Genomic DNA, 11958 nt, shown 5'->3' with positions numbered 1-11958 from the left:
GGCGGCCCCCCACCACGATCAAACCTCGGCCGCCCCCGGCGTGGCATACAGCCGGCTCGGGCTGTCCACGCCCGGCAGCTGGATCACCCCGCGTTCCTGCATGCCCAGGCCCAGCAGGATCTTCCCGGAAACCACGTTGTCCAGGTCGGTGATGCCGTACAGATCCACGATGCCCAGCTCCGCACGTGCATGCGCGAACACCGCCCGCGCCGCCTCCCCGGCATAGCCCTGCCCCGTGAACTCCGACAGCACGGCATAGCCGATATCCGGCCGCGGCAGGCCATCGCGCCGCACCAGCCCGGCATTGCCCAGCCAGGCACCATCGGCCAGCCGCTCGATGGCGTACATGCCGAACCCGTTCAACGCATAGCTGTGCAGCACGCGCAGCGCAATGTACTCGCGCGCCTGCGCTTCGCTGCGCACATTGCGGTCACCGATGAAGCGCACGAAGCCCGGATCATTCAACAGCGCCAGCATCGGCGCCGCATCCCGGTCGGGCTCGATCGCACGCAGACGCAGGCGTTCACTTTCGATGGGATGCACGCGCAGTCCTCCAGCCGAAACCCCGATTCTGCCTCAACGCCCGGCTGTTGCCGTGGCCTTTGATCTTCTTTTTTCTTTTCCGTGGCTGGCGCGCACGGAACCTGTCCAGGGCCGGGTAGATGGGTTGCGCAGGGGCGTGAGCCGCATGGATGCGGCGACCGAGCTTACAGGGACGTACTTGCAGCGTCCCCTGCGCAGCCCATCTACCCGGCCAACCACAGATGTAATGCGAACGGCGCCAACCACGAGGGGCTGCGCCGTTCGCCGATCAATCGAACAACGCCTCGATCGCCGCCAACCCCGCACTCGCCCGCTCCTTCTTCCGCGCCGCGTCGGCCACCGGATCCGCACCATCGCGCTGGATCTCCTCGGCCGGAATCTCCTCGAAGAACCGGCTCGGTTTCAGCCGCACGTGCTCGCCGAACTTGCGCGTCAGCTTGCTGTAGCTCATCCACAGCTGGATCTTGGCCCGGGTGATGCCCACGTACAGCAGGCGTCGTTCTTCCTGCAGGTTGCCCTCGTCCAGGCTGACCTGGTGCGGCAGCACGCCGTCCTCGCAGCCGACGATGAAGACATAGGGGAACTCCAGGCCCTTGGAAGCATGCATGGTCATCATCCGCACCTGGTTGCCGCCCTCGTCCTTGTCGCTGCGCGACAGCAGCGCCAGCTGGCCGGCCAGGTCGGCGGCGGTGGCACCGCGCGGGCCGCCCTCGAACCACTGCGCCAGTTCCTCGATGTTGTTGGCGCGGCGCTGGTAGCTGGCCTCCTCCTTGGCCTGCTGGCGCAGCTCGCTGAGCAGGCCGGATTCCTTGGCGACCTTGCGGATCATGTCGCCGGAGGTGACCTGCCGGGTCTGCGCACGCAGGTCGCGCAGGATGTCGGTGAAGCGGGCCAGGCTGTTGGCCGCGCGCGGCGGCAGCTGCTGCAGGGCACCGATCGCCTCGGCGGCCTGCGCCATCGGCATGTCCTTTTCCTGTGCCAGTTCAGCCAGCTTGGCCAGCGTGCCGGCGCCGACGTCGCGCTTGGGCGACTGCACCGCGCGCATGAACGCGGTGTCGTCGTCCGGGTTCACCAGCAGGCGCAGCCAGGCCAGCGTGTCCTTCACTTCCTGGCGTTCCAGGAACATGGTGCCGCCGGTCAGGTGGTACGGAATGCGCAGCAGCTGCATCGCCTTTTCCAGCGGACGCGACTGGAAGTTGCCGCGGAACAGGATGCAGAAATCGCTCCACGGCACATTGCGCGACTGCGCCACGAAGGCGATCTCGGCCGCGACCTTTTCGGCTTCGTGTTCGCTGTTGCGGCATTCCCACACGCGGATGCGCTCGCCGTCGGCCTGGTCGCTCCACAGCTTCTTCAGGTGCTCGTGCGGGTTGTTGGCGATCAGCGCGTTGGCTGCGCGCAGCACGCGGTTGGAGCAGCGGTAGTTCTGCTCCAGCTTGATGATCTCCAGCGCGGGGTAATCGCGCCCCATCTGCTGCAGGTTCTCCGGGTTGGCGCCGCGCCAGGCATAGATCGACTGGTCATCGTCACCCACGCAGGTGAAATTGCCCTTGTCGCCGGCCAGCTGCTTGAGCAGGCGGTACTGCGCGTCGTTGGTGTCCTGGCATTCGTCCACCAGCAGGTAGCCGATGCGCTCGCGCCAGGCCAGCGCGATCTCCGGGTTCTCTTCCAGGATCTGCACCGGCAGGCGGATCAGGTCGTCGAAGTCGACCGCATTGAACGCGGTCAGGCGCAGCTGGTAGCGCTCGTAGACGCTGGCAGCTTCCTTCTCGCGGTTGCTGCGTGCGGCGGCCATCGCCTGCTCGGGCGACAGGCCGGCATTCTTCGCGCGCGACACCAGGTTCTTCATGTCCTCGATGTCGTCGGGCTTGGCGCCGTACATCAGATCCTTGATCTGTGCCGCCGCATCGTCGGCATCGAAGATCGAGAAGCCGCGCTTCAGGCCCACCGCAGCGTGCTCGATCTGCAGGAACTTCAGGCCCAGCGCATGGAAGGTGCAGATCGTCACCTCGTCGGCATCCTGCTCGCGCAGGCGCTTGGCCACGCGCTCGCGCATTTCCTTGGCCGACTTGTTGGTGAAGGTGATCGCCGCGATGCGCCGGGCCGGGTAGCGGCCACAGCCGATCAGGTGGGCGATCTTTTCCACGATCACGCGGGTCTTGCCGCTGCCCGCGCCGGCGAGCACCAGCAACGGACCTTCGATGTGCAGGACGGCGGCGGCTTGGGGGGGATTGAGACCGTGCATGGGATGGGGATTGTAGCGGGGCCGGGGGACGACCACAGCCGGCCGCCGGTGGGGTTGCTGAACGGCTTCGGCGGACCGGGGCTGCGGCGTACAATCCGTCGATGGCCAAGCTCTACTTCTACTATTCGGCGATGAACGCCGGCAAGACCACCACCCTGCTGCAGAGCGCGCACAACTACCGCGAGCGCGGCATGCGGGTGGCCATCCTGACCCCGCGCCTGGACGATCGCGCCGGCGCCGGCGTGGTCGCTTCGCGCATCGGCCTGCGCGCCGATGGCATGGCCTTCGACCGCGATACCGACCTGCAGCGCTGGGTCGAGCAGGATCTGGCAGCGAACGGACCGATGGGCTGCGTGCTGGTGGACGAGGCGCAGTTCCTGACCCGCGCCCAGGTCTGGCAGCTCAGCGAAGTGGTCGACCAGCTGCGCATTCCGGTGCTGTGCTACGGCCTGCGCACCGATTTCCGCGGCGAGCTGTTCGAAGGCAGCCAGTACCTGCTGGCCTGGGCCGACGAGATGCAGGAGATCAAGACCATCTGCCACAGCGGCAAGAAGGCGACGATGACCGTGCGCGTGGACGAACATGGCCACGCGGTACAGGATGGCCCGCAGGTGGAGATCGGCGGCAATGACCGCTACGTGTCGGTCAGCCGCGCCGAATTCAAGAAGATCACCCGCGGTGAAGGACGGATCGATCCGGCGCAGGCGCCGCTGCCGTTGTAACACCAGCCGGAACATCCCGGCCCATGACCACCGGCGGTTTACAGGCTCCCGCCGGCTGCCTAGGCTGGGGCCGATCAGCTGTCGAACAGGACGTCCGCCATGCGCCGCACCCTGCTTTTGCTTGCCCTGTTGTCTGCCCACCTGCCCACCCTGGCAGCCGAGCGTCCCGCTTCTCCGGAAGAGGACGCGACGCTGATCAATGCCGGCTTCCTCGACAGCCACCCGGACATCATGTACCGGCAATGGGGCGTCGGCGCGCTGCATCGCAATGACGTCAAGGCCGCCATGGATCATTTCCGCCGGGCCGCGCGCTATGCCGACAAGCCCGCCCAGGGCTACCTTGGCGAAATGTACTGGTTCGGGGTCGACCAGCCACGCGACCCGGTGATGGCATTCGCCTGGATGGATGTGGCCGCAGAACGCGGCTATCCGTTGTTCGCCGAACTGCGCGACGAGTACTGGGCAACCCTGCCACTGGAACAGCACCAGGCGGCACGTGCGCAGGCGCAGGCGCTGCGCGCAGAGTACGGCGATGCCGTGGCACGGCCACGCATGGCGGACGTTCTCAGGAAGGGTCGCCGGGAAATGACCGGCAGCCGCACCGGCTCGATGAGCAACAACGTCGATGTCGTCTTCATGGACGGCGGCATCAGCCGAACCATCAAGGCCGACCGCCTGTACGACCCGAAGTACTGGGACCCCAAGCAGTACGAACGCTGGCAGGACGAGACCTGGATGAAGATCCGCCGCGGCACGGTGCAGGTGGGCGTGCCGACCCAGAGCACCGCCACCGAGGCCAAGCCCTGAACGGGACGGGCCGGTGGCTGGCCGGCCCGTCACCTCTCAGTACAGCGTGCGCTCCGGCGCTCCGGCCGGCGGCGGGGTGTACTGGTACAGCCAGGTCTCGGTGAGGGTCTTGCCGCCACTGCGCAGGAACAGGCGGATGTCGATCTGCTCGGTACTGCCTTCCGGCGGCACCAGGTCGAACATCGCGCGGTAGCCGTTGATCTCGCGCAGCGGCCGTGCCGACACGATCTCGACCCGGCCGCGGCTGGCTTCCACCACCGCTTCAACCTCGGCCTTGTCGATCAGCGAGGCCAGCTCGCCACCTTCGAAGTCCACCGCGAAACGCCAGCTGAAATACTCGCGCTTCTTGCCGACCACGCCGCCCAGGCCGGTACGGCTGGCGACGCAGTGCGCCAGCGGCGGCCGTGCCGGCGGTTCGGCGCCCCAGTACAGGCGGTAGCCGACCAGCAGTTCCTGGCCCGGCTGCGGCTTTTCCTTCGGGTTCCAGAACGCCACGATGTTGTCGAAGGTCTCGTCCACGGTGGGAATCTCCACCAGCTGCACCGAGCCTTCGCCCCACTCGCCCTTCGGCTCCACCCACAGGCACGGGCGCTTCTCGTAGAACACGCCATCGTCCTGGTAGTGGTCGAAGTTGCGGTCGCGCTGCAGCAGGCCGAAGCCGCGCGGGTTGCGGTCCACGAACATGTTGAAACGCAGGTTGCGCGGGTTCAGCAGCGGCCGCCAGATCCACTCACCGGCACCGGTCCACAGCGACAGGCCGTCGGTATCGTGGATTTCCGGGCGCCAGTCCCAGCCCATGCGGCGGTCGTTCTCGCCCACCTGGTACATGCTGGTGCACGGTGCGATGCCCAGCCGCTCGATCGTCTTGCGCGGGTATAGCGCGCTGTCGATGTCCATCAGCAGCACGTCACCATTGGTGATCGCGAAGCGATAGGCGCCGGCCACGCTGGGCGAATCCAGCAGGCCATAGACCACGATGGTCTCCGAATCAGCCGACGGCTGTTCCAGGTAGTAGGCGATGAAATCCGGGAATTCCTCCGGCTTGCCCATGCCGGTGTCGATCGCCAGGCCACGCGCGGACTGGCCATACTGGCCCTCCTTGCCCACCGCGCGGAAGTAGCTGGCGCCGAGGAACGCGGCGAAGTCGCGGTCGGTGTCCTTGCGTGTGTTGAGGCGGAACCCGGCGAAGCCGAGGTCGGCCGGCAGTTCGCCATCCTTGATGCCGCTCTTGCCGTAGTTGAACGCCGCGCCGTCATAGGCCAGCTCCTGCGCCTTGCCGTCGACCACATCGAACATGCGTACCGGCGAGTGGAAGTACAGGCCCAGATGGAAGAACTTGGCCTGGAACCTGCCCGGCTGGTCCGCCCACAGGGCGTGGTCCTGGCGGTAGCCGATCGACTGGTACTGGTCCCAGTCCAGGCCTTCCAGGCGGCCCGGCAGCACCCGCTTGTGGCTCTTGTAGGGCGCCTGTGCCAGCGCGCGTGCCTGGCCCTTCAGGGTGGCAAAGTCGAACGGCTGCGGCTGGCCAAGACGGCGCAGGCCCATCTGGCCGCTCTTGCTGGCCGCGCATGCGGGCAGGGACGGCAGGCCGAATGCAGCCAGGGCGAGGGAGGCATTGCGGATGAAGTCGCGTCGTTGCATGCAGGCGCGTCAGGCACAGAAGGAAGGTCGGCCATCATAGGCAGACAAACGTTAACGGGCAGCGGAGACGGCCTCTGCCCGTTCAGCTGCCGCTGGCCGCCCGGCTCAGCGCTGGCAGTGGCTGCACCAGACGCTGGCACGCTGGCCGATGGTGGCGTGCTTCAGCGCGCGGCCGCAGTTCGGGCAGGGCAACCCATCACGGCCGTACACCAGCAGCTCCTGCTCGAAGTAGCCCGGTGCGCCGTCGGGGCTGATGAAATCGCGCAGGGTGGTACCGCCACGGGTGATCGCATACCCGAGGATCTCCTTCACCGCGTCGGCCAGCCGCTGGTAGCGCTCGCGCGAGATCTTTCCGGCCTCGCGCAGCGGGCTGATGCCGGCCTTGAACAGGCTCTCGGCGGCGTAGATGTTGCCCACGCCCACCACCACCGCCTGGTCCATCAGGAAGGTCTTCACCGGCGCGCTGCGACCCCGGCTGCGGGCGAACAGGTAATCGCCATCGAAGGCGTCGTCCAGCGGCTCCGGGCCCAGGCCCTGCAACAGCGGGTGGGTCTCCCCGGCCGGCTGCCAGAGCAGGCTGCCGAAGCGGCGCGGGTCGTTGAAGCGCAGCAGGCGGCCGTTGTCGAGGCTGATGTCGACGTGGTCGTGGGCACGCAGCGGGGTATCGCCAGGCAACACGCGCAGGCTGCCGGACATGCCCAGGTGCAGCACCGCGCTGCCGATGGCGGTGTCCAGCAGCAGGTACTTGGCGCGCCGGCGGATATCCTCGATGCGCTGCCCCGGCAGCAGCTCGGCCACTTCCGGCGGAATCGGCCAGCGCAGGTCCGCGCGGCGCAGGATCACCCCATGCACGCGGCGCCCCTGCAGGTGCGGCGCCAGGCCGCGGCGGGTGGTTTCGACTTCGGGCAGTTCAGGCATGCGGCAATTCTACGCCTCAGCGGCGGGCACGGCCGGGCGCCGGCAGGCGTGCTCAGCGCGGCGGCGCGGCCAGCTCGCGCGCATCCAGGAACCCGTCGCCGTTGGCATCCTGCGTGTGGAAGCGCTGCACGATCACCTGCCGTTGCTGCACGCGGCTGATCGCCCTGCCCTTGCCACCGGGCAGCTCATCGGCGCTCAGCACGCCATCGCCATTGCGGTCCATGCGGTCGAAGGCGTACAGCATCCACTGCACGTACTCGGCCTCACTGACCTTGCCGTCGCCATCGCTGTCCATCCGCTGCAGGTAGCTGGCGGTATCGGTAACCTGGGCCAGCACAGCACCGGGCAGCAGGGCAGCCAGCAGCACCCCGAGCCCTGCCCTCACGCGCCCACCAGGCTGTAGCCCTTCAGCCGCGCGGCGTAGGCCTGCAACGCCGCGATGCCGCTTTCCTCGGCCTCGCGGCACCAGGCCTGCAGCTGGTGCAGGCGCTCGGCGGCATCGTGGCCGCGGGCTTCCAGCAGCGCGGCCAATCGCCCGCGGTACTCGACCAGGGTGCGGATGCGCGGCCGCTGTGCCACCCATTCACTGAGCTGGGCACGGTTGTCCGGCTTCAGCCAGCGGCCGTCGTTGACCAGGCCACGGCGCAGCCGGCGTGGCAGCAGGCGGCGCAGCTTGGCCCCGGCGTGGGCGGCCTCCTCGCGCAGGGCCGGCATGAACACATTGCGCTGGTAATCTGTCATCGCCTGGAAACGGTGCGACAGCAGCGCCTTCAGGGTTTCGGCATCAGGCACGGCGATGTTCGGGCGCACGTCCATGGCCGGCGCCACCCGCAGCACCTTGGCCAGGCGCAGCGCCTGCAGCAGGCGGATCGCACTCCAGCCGATGTCGAATTCCCAGCGCCGCATCGCAAAGCGCGCCGAGCTGGGGAAGGCATGGTGGTTGTTGTGCAGTTCCTCGCCGCCGATCCAGAAGCCCCACGGCGTCAGGTTGGTGGAGGTATCGGCCGATTCGTAGTTGCGGTAGCCCCACCAGTGGCCGAGCCCATTGACCACGCCGGCCGCCCAGAACGGGATCCACGCCATCTGGATCGCCCACAGGGCCACGCCGGGCAGGCCGAACAACACGGTATTGATCGCCAACAGCAACACCGGCCCCAACGTGGCATGCGGGGTATACAGGCGCCGCTCGATCGCGTCGTCCGGGGTGCCGCGCCCGTACTGCTCGATGTCCGCGCGCTGGCCGCGGGCTTCGCGATACAGCTCCACGCCGTGCCAGAACACCTTGCCAATGCCGCGGGTGACCGGGCTGTGCGGGTCCTCCTCGGTCTCCACCTTGGCGTGGTGCTTGCGGTGGATGGCCACCCATTCGCGGGTGATCATCGAGGTGGTCAGCCACAGCCAGAAGCGGAACACGTGGGCCAGCACCGGGTGGAAATCGACCCCGCGATGGGCCTGGCTGCGATGCAGGTAGAGGGTCACCGAGAAGATCGTGATCTGGGTGAAGACCAGCAGGACTGCCAGCATGGCCCACCACCCCAGGCCGAGCACACCACCGGTCAACAGGGACATCAGGTCATCTGGCATGACGGCGCTCCGGTTCGGTGCGGGGATGGCAGACATCATGGGCGCTTGCGTTGCAAACTGCATCCCTGCGGCGGTGTTCTTCACCGCCATCCGTGGCACCGTTCACAGTTGGGGACCCGAGTTGTCGAACCTTGATCCACGCGCCAGCGCCATGACCGCCGCCGCGTCCGCTGCGGCACTGCCCCCGTTGATCGAACTGGACCGCGCCACCGTGGTGCGCGGCCAGGTGAAGGTGCTGCATGGGCTCAGCCTGCGCATCGCGCAGGGCCAGCACACCGCCCTGCTCGGCCCGAACGGCTGCGGCAAGTCGACCTTCATCAAGCTGATCACCCGCGAGCTGTACCCGCTGGCCCAGGGTGACGGCTCGGTGGCCGTGAAGGTGCTGGGCCAGAACCGCTGGCAGGTGGACCGGCTGCGCTCGCAGCTGGGCATCGTCACCGGTGACCTCAGCAGCAACCTGGCCGACATGCCCGGTCTGACCGTGGAACAGGCGGTGCTGTCCGGCTTCTTCGCCAGCTACGTGGTGCCGGCCTTCCGCGAAGTGACCGCCGACATGCGTACACGCGTCGGCGAGACGCTGGCGATGACCGGTGCGTTGTCGCTGCGCGAGCGCGTATACGCCGAGCTGTCGGCCGGCGAGACCCGCCGCGTGCTGATCGCGCGCGCACTGGTCAACCGGCCGCAGGCGCTGCTGCTGGACGAGCCGTCCACCGGACTGGACCTGGTCGCCCGCGAGCAGCTGGTGGCAACCATGCGGGTGCTGGCGCAGCAGGGCATCACCCTGGTGCTGGTAACCCACCACATCGAAGAGATCATTCCCGAGATCGAGCGGGTGGTGCTGCTGCGCGACGGCCGCGTTCTGGCCGATGGCAGCCGTGCCGAGCTGCTGCGCAACGAACCGCTGTCGGCAGTGTTCGGCGGCGCGATCACCGTATGCGAACAGGAAGGCCGGTTGACCGCTTACGCTGGATAGAAAGACGAATCGCTTTCCGTAGCCGGCTGTAGCGTCGAGCCATGCTCGACTGCCGTTCGCCGCGAGCAGAAGCAGCCGAGCATGGCTCGGCTCTACAGAAGGCGGAGCAGCGGGCCGAATCTTCCGGCCCGCTGCCCTTCTTGCTCAGAACCGCAACGCCAGCGCGCGCGATTCGATCGGGGCCATCCGGCTCTGGTCCTGCAGCTGCAGGTCACGCAGCTCATACGGCGCACCGAAGCCCGCGGGCAATGCGGCCTGGTCGAACGGCAGTACCAGCTGCCCCGCACCCGGGCCGTCGAACCACGCCGCCGCGTGCGCCTGCGCGACCGGCTTCAGCTGGCCATCGCGGCCGCTGGCGTACAGCGTGCCCCGCGCCTCGTAGCGGCCGGCGGCGGCCACCTGCAACGGCAACGCCACCTGGCGGCTGGCCGGGTCCGGTGCGGCCTGGCCACTGAAGCGCGCGGTCGGCCGCGCCACCGCGAAGGCCACCTTGCCATCGCGCAACACGCCATCGGCCTGGGCGAACACCTGCAGCTCCCACAGCCCCTGCGCAGTACCGACATCGGCCGGGATCCGCACCTGCGCGCGCAGACTGCCATCGGTGGTGCGCAGCAGGCGCTGCGGCCAGCTGCGGCCATCCGGTGCGACCAGCAGGGCTTCGCCGCCCAAGCCGCCACGACGTGATGCCAGCTGCGCGGCGGTGGCGCCGTCTTCCAGCAGGCGTGCCTGCAGCTGCACATTGCCACCGGCCAGCACCTGCGCCTGGCTGGCCTGCACCTCCAACCGCAGCGGGCTGTTCGGTTCCAGCACCTGCACCACGTAGCGGCCCTGCGCCTGTGCACTCTGCAGCGTGTACGCACCGACCGCGCTGGTCGCGCCGGTACGCAGCATGCTGCTGCCGTCACGCACTGGCATGCCGGCATCCTGCAGTGCGCGTGCATCGACACTGCGGGCCACGCTGCTGCGGCCGGCGGGGTCGCGTACCTGCAGGGTGCTGGCCGGCAGCGCGCGGGCACCTTCGGCCGGGCTCAGCTGGATCACTGCATCAGGCGCCGTCAGCGGCAGGTGCAGGCCGCGCTGCAGCTGCGCGCCATCGACCGGCTGCCAGTAGCTGCGGCTGACCGACGCATACGGCGTGGCGGCCTGCAGCGGTTGTGCCGGGTCCAGCGCCCAGGCAAACGACAACGGCGCGTGTTCGCTTTCATCAGCAGGCAGCGGCGCGGCCACCAGTGCCGCAGGCACCTGATCGCCTGCGCGGGTGGCTTGCAGCGGCTGTGCGGCCCGCGCCGCGGACAGGGAAAGGGACAGCACCGCCAGCATCGCGCTGGCCAGCAGCGTGGAATGGATCGTCATGGTCGTCTCCCTCACTGGGTCAGGTCGTTGCGCAGGATGGTGCCGAGGCCGAAGCACTCGCGCCGGCTCTGGTTGTGGCTGAGCGGCTCTGCCCCCTGGGTGCGCGCCTTGTCTGTGAACCAGGTGGTGCCGGCGGCCTTCTGGCTGCTGCACTCCAGGAAACCATCGGAGCAGGACGACAGCCAGTTCTGGGTGAACTCCAGACCGACATTGGCGGCGTAGCCGCCGCAGTAGCTGTTGCTGTCCCACACCGCCGATTCGACATCACTGCCGACCACCGCGCGGAAGGGTTTGGGCAATGCAGGGCGGCCGGCAGTGCCGTACAGGTTCTGCGCGTTGTAGGTGGCCATGCTCGCCACCTGCTGCTGGCGCACCGCGTCGTTCTTGTAGCCCAGCAGCCAGCCCAGCGAGGTTTCGAAGGTGTTGCCGTTGAGCACCGCATCGGCCAGTGGCGTGCCCGCCGAAGACGGTGCCAGCGCGTTGACCTTGCGTACCGTGCGGATGATCTTCGGGTAACGGCTGTCGTAGGTCGGGTTGGACAGGATCCAGCGCATCACGTTGCCGCCGTTGGAGTGGGTGATCACCACCAGCTGGGTGATGCCACGGCTGTCGATGAAGCTGGTCAGCTGGTTGGCCAGGCAGCCAGCGGCTTCCGGCTTCCACATGTACTGGGTGAAATCGCAGTTGATGACGACGTAGTTGCTGCTGTTCGGCAGGCCCTGGCGCACGGTGTCGATGATGGCCGGCTGCCAGTAGTCCTGGGTGGCATTGGTCTGCGCGCCGGTGCCGTGCACGAAGGCCACGCCGACCACGTCGGCGGCCTGCGCCGGCGCTGTTGCCAGCCCGAGGACCAGGGCCAGGACGGTACTTCCTGTTGCGGTGCTGCGCATCGCTTCTCTCCCTCTGTCAGCGGATCCCCCCGACCCGGCTGTGACTGGACGGCCCCCGGTGCGTGCCGTTGTGCCGATGCTCACGGCGCAGGCGCGTGAAAGTCCGTGCGCTGCGCCCGGATTCAGAAGACTGAGGTCAATCGATGACGCTTTTCATATCGCGGCAATGACCGTGCCGGGTCTGGCGGTATGACCGATGGCCACTGCGGTGTCGTATGGGGGCTGCGATCATGGCGCGATGTTTTCTCCCCGGAGCCTGTCCATGTCGCTGATTTCCCACCC

Annotated in this window: 11 protein-coding genes; 3 read left to right on the top strand and 8 right to left on the bottom strand. The window is 68.0% G+C overall.

The features are described 5' to 3' along the window. Positions 1-18: 18 nt before the first annotated feature. Positions 19-543 (bottom strand): GNAT family N-acetyltransferase, encoded by a 525-nt coding sequence (locus tag O0J73_RS18820; protein WP_004153424.1) that lies wholly within the window; start codon positions 541-543, stop codon positions 19-21. 268 nt (positions 544-811) lie between these two features. Beyond that, positions 812-2788, bottom strand: coding sequence for a UvrD-helicase domain-containing protein (locus O0J73_RS18815; RefSeq protein ID WP_049456653.1), 1977 nt, complete (start codon positions 2786-2788; stop codon positions 812-814). 101 nt (positions 2789-2889) lie between these two features. Here O0J73_RS18815 and O0J73_RS18810 point away from each other — a divergent pair, with 101 nt between their 5' ends. After that, a complete protein-coding gene (locus O0J73_RS18810) occupies positions 2890-3510 on the top strand; it encodes a thymidine kinase (protein ID WP_008264720.1) in 621 nt (206 codons plus the stop codon). A gap of 99 nt (positions 3511-3609) precedes the next feature. Beyond that, on the top strand, positions 3610-4317 hold the full coding sequence (locus O0J73_RS18805; RefSeq protein ID WP_197564460.1) for a sel1 repeat family protein: 708 nt from the start codon (positions 3610-3612) through the stop codon (positions 4315-4317). Between the two features lie 36 nt (positions 4318-4353). Here the strand turns inward: O0J73_RS18805 and O0J73_RS18800 are convergent, their stop codons facing one another. From O0J73_RS18800 to O0J73_RS18785, 4 genes are all read right to left on the bottom strand, one after another. Next, positions 4354-5958, bottom strand: a complete 1605-nt coding sequence (locus tag O0J73_RS18800) for a glucan biosynthesis protein D (RefSeq protein ID WP_004153409.1) — start codon at positions 5956-5958, stop codon at positions 4354-4356. A 105-nt stretch (positions 5959-6063) separates the two neighbouring features. Further along, a complete protein-coding gene (mutM, locus tag O0J73_RS18795) occupies positions 6064-6876 on the bottom strand; it encodes a bifunctional DNA-formamidopyrimidine glycosylase/DNA-(apurinic or apyrimidinic site) lyase (protein WP_008266279.1) in 813 nt (270 codons plus the stop codon). Between the two features lie 52 nt (positions 6877-6928). After that, positions 6929-7261 (bottom strand): EF-hand domain-containing protein, encoded by a 333-nt coding sequence (locus O0J73_RS18790; RefSeq protein WP_197564461.1) that lies wholly within the window; start codon positions 7259-7261, stop codon positions 6929-6931. Continuing rightward, positions 7258-8460 carry a fatty acid desaturase gene (locus tag O0J73_RS18785; protein ID WP_197564462.1) on the bottom strand — a complete coding sequence of 401 codons (1203 nt, stop codon included), beginning with the start codon at positions 8458-8460 and terminating at the stop codon, positions 7258-7260. Before O0J73_RS18785 ends, O0J73_RS18790 begins: the two co-directional genes overlap by 4 nt. A 151-nt stretch (positions 8461-8611) precedes the next feature. On the opposite strand from O0J73_RS18785, the gene O0J73_RS18780 reads away from it, so the two are divergent. Next, positions 8612-9433: an ATP-binding cassette domain-containing protein gene (locus tag O0J73_RS18780; RefSeq protein ID WP_197564463.1), complete on the top strand. Its 822-nt coding sequence runs from the start codon at positions 8612-8614 to the stop codon at positions 9431-9433. A gap of 144 nt (positions 9434-9577) precedes the next feature. On the opposite strand, the gene O0J73_RS18775 is transcribed toward O0J73_RS18780, so the two are convergent. Both O0J73_RS18775 and O0J73_RS18770 read right to left on the bottom strand, forming a co-directional pair. Beyond that, on the bottom strand, positions 9578-10786 hold the full coding sequence (locus tag O0J73_RS18775) for a DUF4785 domain-containing protein (RefSeq protein WP_197564464.1): 1209 nt from the start codon (positions 10784-10786) through the stop codon (positions 9578-9580). An 11-nt stretch (positions 10787-10797) separates the two neighbouring features. Continuing rightward, positions 10798-11676 carry a hypothetical protein gene (locus O0J73_RS18770; protein ID WP_004153391.1) on the bottom strand — a complete coding sequence of 293 codons (879 nt, stop codon included), beginning with the start codon at positions 11674-11676 and terminating at the stop codon, positions 10798-10800. Positions 11677-11958 lie beyond the last annotated feature (282 nt).

The sequence above is a fragment of the Stenotrophomonas sp. Sm6012 genome, assembly GCF_030985895.1.
In the GTDB taxonomy this organism is placed as follows: domain Bacteria; phylum Pseudomonadota; class Gammaproteobacteria; order Xanthomonadales; family Xanthomonadaceae; genus Stenotrophomonas; species Stenotrophomonas forensis.
Note: the sequence above shows the minus strand (reverse complement) of the source record. Positions and strands in the feature narration are given on the sequence as shown.